General features: G+C 60.2%; 17 protein-coding genes, 1 pseudogene and 2 riboswitches. Of the genes and pseudogenes, 3 read left to right on the top strand and 15 right to left on the bottom strand.

The window, feature by feature from the left end; all coding sequences use genetic code 11:
* A pseudogene (locus CFR80_RS20160) lies at nt 1-99 on the bottom strand (Tn3 family transposase); the annotation flags it as partial.
* A 78-nt stretch (nt 100-177) separates the two neighbouring features.
* Nucleotides 178-956, bottom strand: a protein-coding gene (locus tag CFR80_RS14105) for an IS5 family transposase (RefSeq protein WP_196756840.1) whose coding sequence is annotated in 2 segments (ribosomal slippage) — nt 178-617 and nt 617-956 — 780 coding nt in all. Because the reading frame shifts where the segments join, the coding sequence is not laid out codon by codon here.
* Between the two features lie 324 nt (nt 957-1280).
* On the opposite strand from CFR80_RS14105, the gene CFR80_RS19445 reads away from it, so the two are divergent.
* Entirely contained in the window at nt 1281-1448 is a 168-nt protein-coding gene (locus CFR80_RS19445; RefSeq protein WP_181418234.1) for a hypothetical protein, read from the top strand.
* 266 nt (nt 1449-1714) lie between these two features.
* On the opposite strand, the gene CFR80_RS14100 is transcribed toward CFR80_RS19445, so the two are convergent.
* From CFR80_RS14100 to crcB, 7 genes are all read right to left on the bottom strand, one after another.
* Nucleotides 1715-2824 (bottom strand): TQO small subunit DoxD, encoded by a 1110-nt coding sequence (locus tag CFR80_RS14100; protein ID WP_011251529.1) that lies wholly within the window; start codon nt 2822-2824, stop codon nt 1715-1717.
* 12 nt (nt 2825-2836) lie between these two features.
* Nucleotides 2837-3841: a substrate-binding domain-containing protein gene (locus CFR80_RS14095; protein ID WP_010510929.1), complete on the bottom strand. Its 1005-nt coding sequence runs from the start codon at nt 3839-3841 to the stop codon at nt 2837-2839.
* 38 nt (nt 3842-3879) lie between these two features.
* Nucleotides 3880-4677, bottom strand: a complete 798-nt coding sequence (gene tetH, locus CFR80_RS14090; RefSeq protein ID WP_010516738.1) for a thiosulfate dehydrogenase — start codon at nt 4675-4677, stop codon at nt 3880-3882.
* Between the two features lie 142 nt (nt 4678-4819).
* Nucleotides 4820-5026 carry a hypothetical protein gene (locus CFR80_RS14085; protein ID WP_231098615.1) on the bottom strand — a complete coding sequence of 69 codons (207 nt, stop codon included), beginning with the start codon at nt 5024-5026 and terminating at the stop codon, nt 4820-4822.
* A 141-nt stretch (nt 5027-5167) separates the two neighbouring features.
* Nucleotides 5168-5404 (bottom strand): hypothetical protein, encoded by a 237-nt coding sequence (locus tag CFR80_RS19925; RefSeq protein WP_231875120.1) that lies wholly within the window; start codon nt 5402-5404, stop codon nt 5168-5170.
* A gap of 205 nt (nt 5405-5609) precedes the next feature.
* Complete coding sequence (locus CFR80_RS14075; protein WP_010516730.1) at nt 5610-6053, bottom strand: EamA family transporter; 444 nt, start codon at nt 6051-6053, stop codon at nt 5610-5612.
* Nucleotides 6054-6066: 13 nt separating this feature from the next.
* Nucleotides 6067-6501, bottom strand: a complete 435-nt coding sequence (gene crcB, locus CFR80_RS14070; protein ID WP_010510921.1) for a fluoride efflux transporter CrcB — start codon at nt 6499-6501, stop codon at nt 6067-6069.
* A gap of 80 nt (nt 6502-6581) precedes the next feature.
* A riboswitch (Fluoride riboswitch) is annotated at nt 6582-6647 on the bottom strand.
* Between the two features lie 177 nt (nt 6648-6824).
* A riboswitch (Fluoride riboswitch) is annotated at nt 6825-6885 on the top strand.
* A gap of 72 nt (nt 6886-6957) precedes the next feature.
* Between crcB and CFR80_RS14065 the strand changes: the two genes are divergently transcribed.
* A complete protein-coding gene (locus CFR80_RS14065; RefSeq protein ID WP_010516727.1) occupies nt 6958-7767 on the top strand; it encodes a universal stress protein in 810 nt (269 codons plus the stop codon).
* Between the two features lie 60 nt (nt 7768-7827).
* Here the strand turns inward: CFR80_RS14065 and CFR80_RS14060 are convergent, their stop codons facing one another.
* The 6 genes from CFR80_RS14060 to CFR80_RS14035 all read right to left on the bottom strand — a co-directional run bounded on the left by CFR80_RS14060 (nt 7828) and on the right by CFR80_RS14035 (nt 13119).
* The gene (locus tag CFR80_RS14060) at nt 7828-8343 is read right to left on the bottom strand and encodes a thioredoxin domain-containing protein (protein ID WP_010510917.1); all 516 of its coding nucleotides are present in this window, start codon (nt 8341-8343) and stop codon (nt 7828-7830) included.
* Between the two features lie 339 nt (nt 8344-8682).
* A complete protein-coding gene (locus CFR80_RS14055) occupies nt 8683-9804 on the bottom strand; it encodes a TDT family transporter (protein WP_010516726.1) in 1122 nt (373 codons plus the stop codon).
* Nucleotides 9801-10697: a LysR substrate-binding domain-containing protein gene (locus tag CFR80_RS14050; protein ID WP_110507548.1), complete on the bottom strand. Its 897-nt coding sequence runs from the start codon at nt 10695-10697 to the stop codon at nt 9801-9803. Before CFR80_RS14050 ends, CFR80_RS14055 begins: the two co-directional genes overlap by 4 nt.
* Complete coding sequence (locus CFR80_RS14045; RefSeq protein ID WP_010516723.1) at nt 10694-11068, bottom strand: YidH family protein; 375 nt, start codon at nt 11066-11068, stop codon at nt 10694-10696. Before CFR80_RS14045 ends, CFR80_RS14050 begins: the two co-directional genes overlap by 4 nt.
* Nucleotides 11065-12390, bottom strand: a complete 1326-nt coding sequence (locus CFR80_RS14040) for an FAD/NAD(P)-binding protein (protein WP_010516722.1) — start codon at nt 12388-12390, stop codon at nt 11065-11067. Before CFR80_RS14040 ends, CFR80_RS14045 begins: the two co-directional genes overlap by 4 nt.
* A gap of 135 nt (nt 12391-12525) precedes the next feature.
* Entirely contained in the window at nt 12526-13119 is a 594-nt protein-coding gene (locus CFR80_RS14035; RefSeq protein ID WP_019092210.1) for a recombinase family protein, read from the bottom strand.
* Nucleotides 13120-13582: 463 nt separating this feature from the next.
* On the opposite strand from CFR80_RS14035, the gene CFR80_RS14030 reads away from it, so the two are divergent.
* Complete coding sequence (locus CFR80_RS14030; RefSeq protein ID WP_258367820.1) at nt 13583-13960, top strand: type II toxin-antitoxin system PemK/MazF family toxin; 378 nt, start codon at nt 13583-13585, stop codon at nt 13958-13960.
* The last annotated feature ends 331 nt before the right edge of the window (nt 13961-14291 follow it).

Here is a 14291-nt window from a genome sequence, read left to right as displayed (position 1 = left end):
GAGCGCGAAGACATGGTCGGTGGCACCACCCGTGTCGGTATAATGCTCGGTGATTTTAAGCCCCGTTCCATGATTGGTCAGGCCGTCGAGCACGTATGGGGTTGACTACACGAAAGTGCATTTAACGTACGTTTAGAGAGAACGTTAAACGAACTATCATGTAAGGTTTAGGGCCTGTTAGGTCTTGAGGCGATCTGCTGTTGCGGCGATGCAGATAACGGCCATGAAGGACGTAGCGGTTTTCTCATACCGCGTGGCGACTGCTCTCCACTCCTTGAGACGTGCCCACAGATTTTCCACCAGATGTCGGTGCCGATAGGCCCATTTCGGGCAGGTTACTTGTGGCTCGTTGCGTTTTGTCGGGATGACCGGGCGTGAACCCCTGTCCCATAAGGCCTCTCGAAACTGGTTCGAGGCATAGCCCCGATCGCAAACGACATAGCGCGGGGCGTGCGGCAATGCGTCAAGGAGGGCCATGGCCGAGGGGAGTTCATGGGCCTGACCTGGCGTCAGGGTGAAAGACAGGGCCTTTCCATGCCCATCTGCGGCTACGCAGACCTTGCTGCCAAACCCTCCACGCGAGCGGCCAAGTGCTTCACGATCATTGCGGCGTTCTCTGAATCCCCCTTTTTGGCCGCTCCGGCGGCCTTGTGATGAGCCCGAATGTTTGTGCCGTCGAGGAAGACCATACCTAAAGCCGGATCTTGACCCTTCACCTGTTCAAACAGAGCCTGCCAGACGCCGAGCTTTGCCCAACGGATGAAGAGTTGGGCTGCCGTCCACCAGGGGCCGAGTTCAGCAGGAATTGAGCGCCATTTCGCGCCATTCTGATGGCGCCAGAAAATCGCCGACAGGGTCCGCCGCAGATCGCGAGGCGGGGTTTTGCCTTTTGGACGGACCGTCTCGATCAGAGGTTCCCCGACCGACCATGCATCATCGGAAAATACAGACTGCATCATGCTCATCACAAAGAGCTATGCAACTCGTTCCGTCTTTCAAGACCTAACAGGCCCTAGCTGTAGGCTAAGGCGCATCCCTTTCGGCCGTAGCTCACAAAAGGTCGCGTAAGTCTCTCGTAACGTGCGCTCGGAAAAAGGTGACGAGTGATCTACCCGCAGCAAGCGCTCAGTTTCGATGGTGCTATCGTCATGAACTCGAGGCAGACAGGGACTCAATTGTTCGACGTGGTAGATTGAAACAGTAGAAAATGAAGAATGTTTTAAGTGGGTACCGATAGGTAGATTGATCGGACAGTCACTCTATCCAAAGGAACACGCCCGATGTTTTACGAAATTGCCACACACGGCGTGATAAGCGTCATATTATTCTGTGGCTTTCTCGGCATGCCACTGCTGGGCATCGTTGCAATGATCCTAGAGCTGCGCCGAAAAGATGATCCGACTGCTGGGCATCGTTGCAATGATCCTAGAGCTGCGCCGAAAAGATGATCCGAGAGAACCTGCGACCGCTGGCCGAGTGCCAGTCTGCATTGCCTATACTATCTGATTGCTGGCTCAGTCTCCGCCGCTTTACTGTAAATTCCAAAAAATCTGACGCAGACGAATTTTAATCTGCTTTGGTTAAAGTCTACGCGCGTCATATGGTGATATTATACCAAACTTGATCGATGATGTACGCGCGCTTGGCGCGTGCTCCTTATGAGAGACGCCGCCGGAAGAACCAACGGCGCCAGTCTCCTGCCTTGCAGCAAGACTTATTTAGAAACACCAAGCGGTGCCGTGAATATACGCCCGTCGACATCCGTGAAGCGAATAACCGACCCGTTTGCCGGCGTATGGGCCTGCGTTAGCCACGGGAGGGTAATGGTCGCCTTCGCCCCCATCGGCGCACGGATACCGTAGGGCCCCGGGCCAAATTTGTTATAGGCGTAATCATTATCGAAGTTCTGCTTCGTCAGGGCTGACAGAACTTTGGCATCCCAGTGTTCTGCGATCACTTTGTCCGGCCCGATAACGGCTGCATCAACGATGTGCACGGGTGCTTCAGGCGTTCCTGCATCCAGATAGGCATGAACGCGAATACCGCCATCAGCGAGAACGACCGCATTGGACAGCGTCACGTGATGCTTCGTCGGGCTCACCGGCCCACTATGGAACGGCGTAACGACGGAACCGCGAAAATAGCTGTAGGTGCTGACGTTGTAGATCAGGACAAAGCCGAACAAAGCCAGCGTCAGGTTCCGGAATGGAATATCCGCCAGCGGAAGCGGAAGCGCGCCGCTCGCCCAACGAAACCAGGCGCTGTCTGCGAGACGCGGACGTCGGGCCAGCAACACATTGTCGAGGCTGAAAGCACTCGATCCGCCGAGCAGCAGGGTCGTTCCCATAGCCAGGTTACACGCGGCCATCGTCCATTCGTCGATGCAGGTCGCGCCCTGCCAGCCGAACATGGCCATCAGGATCACGGAAAAACCCATCGAGACGAGCGCGGACGCCCGGGTCATGAACCCTGCCATCAGCGCGGCACCGGCGATCAGCTCGGCGGCGCTGAAGACGATGACACCTGTGTAGAGGAGCCAGAAATGCTGCAACAGGAACGAGATGACGTGTTCAAAACCGAACAGCGCCCCAGGCATCGCGGTTTGAAATTTGTTGGCCATCCAGTTGTGGCCGCCCCAGGCGTCGAGCTTGGAAGGCGCATAGATGAAACGGCGCGACCCGCCGCCCCAGTAAATGAACCCCTGAATGACCCGCGTTGCCAGCAGTGCGAGGCCGCCGATGCGCCAGTTACGCTCGGCTTCGGTCAGGGGTCGGGCGGTGGCGCCAAAAACGGCGCGCTGCGCTGATGCGTGTGTGATACTCATGTTCGCCTCCATTTACTCGCTGTCGTGATCCGGCATGCTGCCGCCGTGATAGGCCTTGAAGCCGTAGCGTTCGAAAATCGCCAAGGCGGTTGGCGACTTGATGAAATCGAGCCAGAGCTTTGCGGCCTGAGGGTGCGCGGCTCCCTTCACCATCGCGCCCGCGTAGATCGCCGTGCTGTTCTGATCGGCGGGAATGTCCACATGGCTGATGGCGTGCCCGGTCTGTTCCTGGAAGATCGCTTCGGACTGCCATGTCACACCGGCGTCAGCGAGGCCCTGCATCAGGAATAACGGCGTTTGCCGATGATGAATATGCGTCAGGACCGTGCTGCCGTTGGCAATTTTCGTCTTGTAGACGGCGTTGGCCAAAGCTTTGCCGCCCGCCTTGTCCAGTGATGCCTCGATCTGGCGCGCGATGCCCTCGAATTCGGGATTGGGCATCGCAAGCCTGATGCCCGGGCGGCCGAGATCCTTCAAGGATTCGACGTGGCCGGGATTGTCTTTCGGAATCATGATCGTGAGCGTGTTCGTGACATAGGGCACGGCAGGCGCCGCCAGCAGGCCACTCTTGATATACTGATCGATCTTCTTGAGGCCCGCGAAATAGGCGTCGGGCTTGGCCGTCCACGTCATATTGCCGGAGGTGATCGTCCCGCCTGCTTCGATCTGGCGGATCAGCAATCCGGGCGGGATCGTCTCCCAATAGATCTTTCCGGAGAATTCGGGATGCTCATGCTCGAACGCCGAGACGAGCGGCGCCATGGCGAAGAAGTAGTTTCCCCCGACATACAGGACGAGGCTCGGATTCGTGATGTCGCCATGAAAATCGGCCAGAACATCGACTTCCGGGACGGTGAATTCGAAGCCGCGCCGTGTCGCGTCGTTGTTCTGGCCGTGCTGCCACGGCGGAAACACGTCTTCTGCGTAATGCGGGGTCTGCGCCTTGCCGTTCCATTGCACCGGATCGGCCAACGCCGCAGCAGTCGACAGCACGAAAGTCGCCGCAGCTGTGGCCAACAGGGTTTTTCTTATTCTTGAGGGTGTCATAGCCGTTCTCACTTCACGTAGCCGAAACCGGCATGTTGCAGTTCAGGGATCGTTGCCACGATGCCGGGGGTCAGGACGACGCCGTCGATCAGGTGATTGGTCAGTTCGGCGGCCATCTGCTCGTGTGACAGATGATCGGGATTGATACCTTTCTCGATCAGCTTGCCCGTCTGCTCCCAGATCGCGTTGTGGCAGGCCATGAACACGACGCCACGCTTCTGCAAAATCGGGATCGTGTTGCCTGCCGCTCCGAAAAGACCCTTCGGATCCTCGTGAGCCGACGCATCGAGAGCACCGTCTGGCGTTTTGATAAGCGTATTAAACGCAAAGGCCGGCCCGGCGAGCTTCGCCAGCTGATACTTGTCCCAGATTGTCTGGTCATAGAGGGCAAGGTGAGCGGAGCCATGCGTGGCCGACACCGCGAGAAAGTCCGGGTGTCTGAACGAAAACACCTGTGCGTTAACGGAATTGCGCATCAGGTTGAGCCAAGGGCTATCGATTGCTGTGTTGTCCCAGACCTGCTTCCGCTCGCCGCGATAGGCGATCACCAGATCAAGTGCCTGGGCGTCCCACATGAGCGGGTCGTCGAGCACCATCGGCACGGTCCTGAAATCGCGGCGGCGCGGGGATCTGGCCAGCTGCGAGGTCAGCACGGCAAGATTGCCGGTTCCGTCCGCATGGGACGAGGAAGATCGTGCTGCCAAGGCAGTGGAAGTGGTGGCGATCGTTGCGCCGGCGGTGGCCGCCATCAGACCCAGCAGGGCATGGCGCCGGTCGGCGCGAAGGTTTGAAGTCATGTCGTTCATAGTCGGTCTCCTTTGGAGAGCCTGATCATGCGCTTCTCTTGATCACCAGAACCAACTCATTTGAAAGCACGAAACGTTCGATTTTCTGTATTATTCGGCGATGTAACTTCGGTTATCGCCCCTGAAAGATCACCCCGGAGGTCTATTTCAGGCCGATGAAAACCCGCACAGCTCCACGATCGCTGGCGACACCGCCCCCGAGACCACCGCTTATTGTTACTGCCGGCTCCAGAATATGGTTAAAGCCGATATCAACGAAGCTCGACAGGCGTCGTTGCCTGGTTTGCTGCTGACGCACCACATCGGCGACCAGCGCAGTTCGAGGCCCTATCAGATGCGAGCCGACCATCCCGACCATCCATCGCTTCGGCCGTTCGTCAGGCCGAACCCTGAAGGATCGCGTCCAGGCGATTTCTATGCCGACCCTGGGCGCCTGCCTGGAACGGCCAAGCGATTTCGTCGCAACGAACTGGACGCTGTCGCGTGGTCCCTAATGGCCGCCCCCATAAGGCTCCTGGCGGATGAGCGATATCAGCATGGCCGGAACGTAGCGCCCCTGCTGGCGGAAGTTCCATTCCACTTCCGCGCCCGCCAGATTGCCATGAACACTTGACGCGTCGCCGAACTGACGCGCGGGCGCAAAGCTCAGTTCGATCCGGCCGGGCAGTCCCAGCTTGATGGCCGGACCACCCCGCGCGCTGTAGCGCCCGTCGCCGGCTATACTCACGCGCTCGGCCGTTTGCAGCGCGACATGTCCTGACGGCGTGACAAAGGCGTCCTTGAGCCTGACGGGTAAATTAGCGCTCAGACCCTGCGGATCGCCCTGCGCGTGCACCGGACCCATCAGGCACCAGGCAAACACGGCGCACAGGCACGCCCCCACAAACTCATTGGCCCTGTTGCGCAACAATGCGGCGTTATGGCCGCGGTGCCTAGCCCACGGCAACGAGAACAGCACCGAGGGCGATCAGGACAACCCCGCCCCAGCCTTTGGCGGACATATGTTCGCCCAAGACCAGGACGCCGAAAATCGCCACGAAAACGACACTCAGCTTGTCGACAGGCGCCACGCGCGCCGCATCGCCCAGCTTCAACGCGCGAAAATAGCATAGCCATGATGCTCCCGTGGCGAGACCCGACAGCATGAGGAAGAGGACCGTCCGCCCACCGATGGGGTCTAGCGCGCGCAGCTTGCCGGTGAGGGCAAGCAACGTTCCCAGCACGACGACGATGACGATCGTGCGCACGAAAGTTGCGATATCAGAATCAACCCCCTGAACGCCGAGCTTGGCGAGGATTGCCGTCATCGCCGCAAAGGCGGCTGATAACAGAGCCCATACCAACCAAGGGGGCACACCTGAGCCATTCATGATCATGATGCCCTATCGGTTAGGCGTCTTCTTCGGTTGCGGTCTGGGCGATGCGGATGGCGCCCGTGTTGAACCCGTCGGCCGTGATATGGCCCAGCGCCACGGCACCGATGCAGAGAATGACCGACGCGGCCACGTTCACGGACGCCCGCCCCCAGGCATCGTTACGGATCAGGTCGAGCGTCTGCAGGCTGAAGGATGAGAACGTCGTATAGCCGCCGCAGAGCCCGATCATCACGAAAAGACGCATGTTTTCCGACACCGGATAGCGCCCGTCCGCAAGGGTCAACGTGCCGAAGAAACCGATCACGAACGAGCCGAGCGCGTTGATGGGGAGGATCGTGCCCCATGGGATGAAGCGGCTGATCGGCATGGCCGCGACGGAAACCAGGTAACGCGCCAACGTGCCGAGAGCGCCTCCGACCATGACGATAAGACAGGTTGTAAACGACATGCCATTCCCTTTCTGCGCGAGTTCGGACGGAACCCGCTGTTTCGGGCGGCGAAATGCAGACGCACTCCCACCGCCATTGTGTCGCGGTAGGAGCCATCAGCCCTTGCGAGGGCGGTTGAAGGGGGAGCTCCATCCCCTTGTCGGGAGAGTTAACATAAAGCGGTCGCAGTGCGCTACTTCAGGGTGCCGCCGTCGGGGCATGGTTAATCCCGAGAAGAGCCGTTTCCTGTATTTGTGACCTGCCAGCCCTCCTTTTTTGTTGCTCGCCCTCACCGCCGGGCGCACATAATCCCGGTGACGCGCGAACAGCAGAATTTCGTCGTCCTGGACAAGGGGATGGGGTTCCCCTGAAACCGCCGCAAGGCTGATGACTCCTCTGTGCCGCAATCGGTACGAGGAGACATGTGCGCCTCTCTTCGTTCCGAAGGTCGTTTATCTTTGGAGTGGAGATCTATCATGCACATACTGGCCATTCTCGACCGGCCTGGGCCGGCGCTCCAGACCCTTCGCACCGTCGATAGCCTCATGGTGCGTTTGCAAGATTGCAAGGTGACGATCCTGCATCCGCGGCAGGAGACCAATCCGGACTTCCAGTCTGAGGACGAAGGCATCGAGACGCAGAGCGAACACGCCGAGTTCGAAAAGCGCGAACAGAATTTGAGTGGTACCTTGCGCGACATCACCGAGCGATGGATGACGACGCGCGCGGACACGGGCTCAGCACAATGGCTCCAGGCGATAGGCGACGTTCGCAGTATCGTCGCCGAACAAAGCCGGAAAGCCGATCTCGTGGTCGTCGGCAGACACATGCCAAGCGACCCCGACCGGACCAGAAAGACTCTCATGGCAGCACTTTTCGATGCCAACGCCGCCGTATTAATCGCTCCTGAGCATGCGCCCCGGACGATCGGCGTTCGTCCCGTCATTCTGTGGGAGCCGTCCCGGGCGTTGGATGCCGCACTATCGGCGGCATGGAAGTTGCTGCTGACTGCCGAACACGTGACCTTCCTGATCGGAGCGCTCCCTGATGAATGTATGCCTGATCCTGCCCGGCGGTTGATGGATGCCGGCATCAGTGTCGGTATCGATCGTTTTCGGATTGATGACGGTGAAGGGATCGCGCTTCGCGATCATGCACTGCGCGCAAATGCGGATATTCTCGTTATGGGCGCCTATACGCATCCGCGTTTCTTCGAAAGGCTTTTCGGAGGCGTGACCGAGGACATTCTTGCCCACGAGATGCTGCCATTGTTGATCCATCACTGAACATCGATGCCGATGCCGCGCTTGATATCCCAAGCGACTTCACGCGCGGCATTGAACAACTCAGTTCCCCATGTAAGGGTGATTAGCTCCGGGCGTGAGCGCCGTGTAGAGCTGGTCGCGAATATTGTCGAAGCCGATCGTCAGCCACCGGGCAGAGGCGCCGTCTGTGGCAATCTGTCCCGAGGTGCGGGTAATTTCTTTCGATCCGTCACACATGGCTGCGGTGACCTGAGTCAAACCGCCTTTCGGCCCGCCTTGGGCAAATTCCGTTTCGGCGGAGCAGAGTTCGTCCTTGGCGGGCAATCGCACGGCGTTGAGATACATCACGATACGACGGCTGTCTGCCGATGCCACGCCGTCCTGCGTCGGATAAAGGGCAGCCAGCGTCGCGTCTGTCTGACCCGGAACCGTTCCGATGAACTTGACGGGCAGGCTCTTGTAGTCCCACCACAGACGCGCCCGTTCATGCGAGGGATTGTTGCTGCTGGTGATTGCCGTTCCGCATCCGCCAAGCAGAGCCAGTCCCGTCAGGACGGAGGCGAGAGGCAGAACCTTCGATTTGCCAAAAATTTTCATGGAAGCCTGTTCCCGTGATCGCATTTCGGCGCATGATTTTTCGGAGGGGCAGAGACACTCTCCGGAATGCAAATCATTGCCTTTCGAGTTTCGCGGCCAGGACCGATTTCCCGCCTCGCTTCTCGTGAAGACTTTGATACGATCAGGGGACGAGGCTGAAAATTGAAACGTATCGCTTAGAACGTTCGATAAAATAGATTACCGGGTTGCTCTTTCACCCGGAAGGCCTCATTCGAGAAAAGCTCAGCGCCCTGCAACGCGTTTCTCAGGGTAATGCGCCGCAATGCGCTGGTTCATTGGATACACGGTCGACGAAATCAGGCCGTACGCCGATGCGCTCTACTCCGGGGTTGCGATGCAGGGAGAGACGAACAGATTTCCCGCCCACCCGCTGGCGAGCGTCTTGGCCGCGACGACCAGCCACATGATGGCGAGCATCACGCAGAACACCGTGCCCGCGACGCCGAAAAACCCGTAATCGAGCATCGCACCGAGCCGGAACGTTGCGACCGTGTAAACGCCCAACGGGAAGGTATAGCCCCACCAGCCGAGATTGAACGGGATGCCCGAGCGCCAGTAGCGCGCCGTGATCAGGCACGCCATCAACCACCACCACAGCCCGAAGCCCCACAACAGCAGCCCCGCCAAGACCCCCATGCCGTGGGCCGCGATGCCGATCTCCCGCGGGCCATGCAGCGCCATGATTGTAGGTGCGTCCCCACCCAACACCAGCATTCCGAGCGCGCCCGTGCCGATCGGTCCCAACGCCAGCCAGCATGACGCCGCCATGCTCTCATGCGGCAGTTTGTGCAGCGCCATGCGTAGCGTCAGGATCGTCAGGATGCCGAACGCGACCGGCACCGAATACGCCCAGAGGACATAGGACGTGAGCAGCACGGTGAACTGCGTGCCCGCATCCGCCAGATGCGGCGCGATCTGTCCCCCGGATGCCCCCGCCACTTCGGCCGCCACGACCGGTAGCAGCCAGATCGCCGTCATGCCTTCCAGACGATGCTCGTGCCGTGTGAACATCAGATACGGGATCAGCACCCCGCAGGCGATCGACATCGCCACGTCCAGCCACCACAGCGCATGGGCGATGCCCACGATGCCCTCACCGAACAACGAAATGCCGAACGCGATGCCGCCGTTGATGATTGTCGCCAGTCCCATCGGTATGGTGCCGAAGAACATCGATACCGTGCCATGCCCGAAGATCCGCCGCGCCTCGTGGCCGAACATCATCCACCGCGCGGCATAAAGCCCGGCGAACAGGGCAAACAGGGCGATGTTGAAAAGCCACAACGCTGTGCCGACGCCGTGGAGATACGAACCGGCGACGGGGATCTGCGGTAGCGCGAGGGCCAGGATACCCGTCCCCATGGTGGCAGCGAACCAGTTGGGCGTGAACTGGCGGATCATCTCGCGCGGATGGGCGAGGTTCTGCAGCGGCTTCGTCATGGCTTGTTCACTGTGACAGGGGCGCCCAGCAGGGCGAGAAAGGCAGTTTCCGCCGGCGACAGGCGGCGTTGCGGGTGGCGCAGCGCGCGGAACTGCCGGTCCGGCAGGTTCATGGGCACGGCGCATAGCAGCCCGGCCTCGATCCGGCCCGCCACCACGCTTGCCGAGAGCACGGCAGCAGCGGTCCCCGTCTCCACGGCGCTGGCCATCGCCTCGTTGGACGCGACCTCCAGCATCACGTCGAGATCGGCCGGATCGACGCCGAGGGCGTGGAGTGCGTGTTCGAACTCGATACGCGTGCCCGACCCGGCCTCGCGCAGAACCCACGGGCTGCGCGCGAGATCGCGGGTCGCGGGCGGAGTCGACGCCCATGGGTGATCGGGGGCCACGACCAGCAGCAGCTGATCCTGAGCGACGACATCGCTGTGCAAGTCCGGCGTCGGCAGATCGCCTTCCACCAGGCCAATCGACGCCTCGCCCGATTGCACCCCTGCCGCAATATCGCGTGTATTGGCGATCGTGACGTGTAGGCGAATGCCGGGATACGCGGCGCGGAACGCATTCAGACGCGCGGGCAGCCAGTAGCTCGCTATGGTATGGCTGGCATGCAGGCGCAGGCTGCCGTCGCGCAGGCCCGCGAGGTCGAACATCCGCTCGCGCGCGATGTTTGCGCGGTTCAGCACGGTGCGCGCTTCCTCAAGAAACAACCGACCGGCCGGTGTCAGTTCGATGCGGCGACCGATCCGGCTGAAGAAAGCAAGCTGGAATTCGCCCTCCAGTTGGGTCACGGCATGACTGACGGCGGATTGCGTCAGATTGAGGAATTCGGCGGCCCGGGTGATGTGCTCGCGCTCGGCGACAGCTGCGAAAATCCGAAGTTGTGCCAGCGTCATGACACTACCGCCCGGGTCAGGGCCACCAGCACGGCACAGCCAAGGGCACCAAGCGCAATCGTTAGCGCGCGCTCCATGCTAGGGCCGACCGAGTAATGCGTCGTATCCGCCGCGATTGCCGTACGCGTGGCTTGGAACCGCCGATACGCTGCGGCGAACAGAACAACGCCGAGCGCGACGAACACGACGCCCAGTTCGGCGGTGGCCCCATAAGGGCGCGGTGCGGCGGCATCGTGCTGGTCTGCCGCCAGACGCAGGAACAGGTCAAATTTCGCCAGTACGCCGCCGAAGGCCACAATGGCAAGCGCCGTGCGGAGCCAGGCGAGAAAGGTCCGCTCATTGGCCGCGTGATCGGTATAGCGCGGGATCATACGGCCTGCGCCAGCCGGTCGGCGACCTCACGGGCCTGCACGCGGATTTCCGGAATGGCAATGGACTCCAGCAGCACGCCGAGCCGCGCCGGGCCGATTGTAAACAGATCGTCCGCCACGTCGCCCTCCGCGTTGATGAGCGCACCGTCCGGCGTGCAGGACAGGCCCGCGCCCTTGAAACCAGGAACTATCTCACCCCGATTGAACAAATCGTGCAGCAAGGGCGCGTCTGCGCGTTGGTATTTCAGGCTGGGGCCGGTACAGTTGATGACGTGGGCGGCGGTGATCGTCATGTCGTCGCCGGCCCTGACGATCAGGCCATCTTCGCCGGTGCTGATTGCGGTCACGCGCCCGTCAAGCACGCGCAAGGTTCCGGCCTGACGCTCCTGGTCAAGGATATCTGCAATATGCGGAGCCATACGATGCCGCAGGATTTCCCAGCGCCGTAGCAAATGCCGCTGGAAACGGGATTTTTCGACATCCGGCAGCGCCAGCCACAGCGTGTTGATGACCGGACGCATGCTGTCCACCGCCGCCCGCCAGTCGGTGCCGCGTTTCAGTGCCGCATGGAAAGCGCGCAGGTAGGCGAGTGCGGTTGATGCTGTATTTCCGGGTGTAAAGACAGGTGCTGGCAGCTTCGTGTATGCCGCATGCCGTTCGGGAAACAGGCCGCGACGCGACAGGGCCGTCACCTGTCCGCGGTGGCCGTTCTCCCGCAGACGCAGCAGTACGTCGATCGTGGTCAGGCCGGTGCCGATCAGCGTCACCGCGTCATCGGGCGCAACGTTGGCCAATGCCCGTTCATCCCAGGCGTTGTGGTGATAGCGGCCGGTGTCGTCCAGTTCGCGCGGGATACCGGGCAGGCACGCCGGATCGAAATGCCCGGAAGCCAGCACGACCTGTCTGGCATATAGCACCTCCCCGTCAGCGAGTGTCACGGCAAAGCCGCCGTCGATCCGGTGACAACCGACGGCGCGCTGCCGGACGTGCTCAGGAGCTGCGATAGAATGCAGGTTGCGAAGATAAAGGCCATAGAGCGCGCGCGGTACGAACTCCCCGTCATCGATCGTGCCGGGCACGTTCTCGGCCAGCCAGCGCAAGAAGTGGTCGGGGTCGGCCGGGTCGGCGCTCATGCCCTTGGCCGGGACATTCAGGAGATTTTTCAATGACGGTGTTGAGTAAGCGAGCCCGAAGCCGGGACGGTCGGACGGATCGACCAGCGTCGCAGTCATACCGTAGCGGGTGGCGAGGTTCCACGCCGTCAGCGTGCCGCTTGCGCCCCCACCGATGATGACGATGTCGTGTTGATCGGGCTCGGTCATATCATAACTCTCCTGGATTGCGTGTCACCAGAATGATCCGAAGCTTCTGAACCATCCATGAGATTGTCTAGATTGGAACGTTCGAAACTATCGAACTGTCTCCCTGACCTTCGCATACAACATAATTGCCGCCAGTCATGCTTCCGTTGCAGGCACAGCAGCTAAACGCACAAGCGTTCGGTAAACCGTCGGCCGTGACACTGAAAAGACGGCGGCGAGATCGCTGATCGAGTAATCGCCGGTGTCGTACATCCGGCGCAGTTCCTTCTGCTGCCGCTCGGAGAGCTTGGGCTTCTTGCCGCGCAGTTTGCCCTTGGCACGGGCAACCGCCATGCCTTCGCGGGTTCGCATCCGGATCAGGTCGGCCTCGAACTCGGCGAATGTTGCGAGGATATTGAAGAAGAGCTTGCCCATCGGATCGGACGGGTCATGCACGCTGGCACCGAGCTGGAGGCGTACGCCCCTGGCGGCGAGGTCGTCTCCGATCGCTCGCGCGTCCGGCACCGATCGGGCCAGCCGATCGAGTTTTGGCACGACGAGGGTGTCACCGCGTCGCACAGCTGCCAGAGCCTGATCCAGGCCAGGGCGGGTCCGGGTCGTTCCGGTGAATCCCTTGTCAGTATAGATCCGTTCAGCGGCGATCCCGAGGTTGAGCAGGGTCTCACGCTGCACGGCGAGGTCCTGCTTGTCGGTCGAGCAGCGGGCGTAGCCAATCAGGACGTGCGTCATGGGAAATATTGTAACGTATAAGGACCCTTCATCGCAAAACATATCGTACTATCTATATGAGACTCTGTTCTTGGCCGTTTTCCATGGGTCATCTGGTCGGCCAGAGCGGGTCCGTTCAACGATCCTCTTTCGGACACCCCCTACTTCCACCTTTTGTGGTGAACGGAAGCGTTGCGGCACTTCTTCGGTGCGACTACATTAGAGGAGTCGAAGTTGAGACTAACGAAGGAGGTTGATATGATAGCGCCGATCTCTGTTAGGCTGGATGCGCCTACAAGGAAAATTCTTGAGGACGAGGCCAAAATAATGGGTGTTGGGTTGGGACGTCTTCTGAGGCAGATCGCCGAGGCGCGAGCGCGTGATCTGAAGAGGAAGCGCATTAGAGAGGCTAGTGCGGCAGTCGGTCGGCGCGTCGCCAGTAACCCAGATGCGGCTGCATTTTACGAGGATTGGGGAACGCCACGTGCAGAAGGCTAAGAGGAAGTCCGCCGGTCTGACCCCAGGACAGATTGTCGTTGCGGACTGGCGTGGCGACGCGCTCCCAAAGGAGCCGAACAAGCGCCGACCGGCTGTGGTTGTTGAGGAAACCGACCTGTTCGCGCCGGGTTATCCAAATGTGATTCTAGTGCCGATTACGGAAGACGAAGATCTGGCAATACCGGATTTGTCGGTCGTGATAGAGCCGACCAACGAGAACGGCTGTTCGAAGCGATGCGTTGTCGTCTCGCACCTTGTGGCGACGACTTCCAAAGCCCGCATCAAGCCAACGACATCGTGGATCACTTCCGAAGAGTTGGCGGAAGTTCGGCAGCAGATCGCCATGGCAATAGGCCTGACATAAGCCTGTGCGAGATAGCTGCAAGCTTTCAGATATCCGGTATCCCACAGATAGCCGGTAGCGTGTAGATACCCGATATCTAAAAAATGAAGTTGTTTGCGAATGTTGTGGCTAATGAAAGTTCCGTGCCCTGACCGCAACCGGCCGGCGATCATTTTCGCCAATCTGTCCAAGTAGCGCGGTCCCGTCTTCAAGGTTTCGCACGACAACGTGCATGACTGTTGATTTTCACTGAGAACTGATGGTGTGGACGGCTCCCTGTGGTCCTGAGAGGATGCTGAGGAGTTGAATGTCAGTGAAGGAAACCATCATGCGTCAGTTGGTCCGTATCGGC

It is taken from the genome of Komagataeibacter oboediens (assembly GCF_003207815.1).
GTDB classification, from domain to species: Bacteria; Pseudomonadota; Alphaproteobacteria; order Acetobacterales; family Acetobacteraceae; genus Komagataeibacter; species Komagataeibacter oboediens.
The sequence above is the reverse complement of the archived record's forward strand: the minus strand, read 5'-3'. Positions and strand labels throughout refer to the sequence as shown.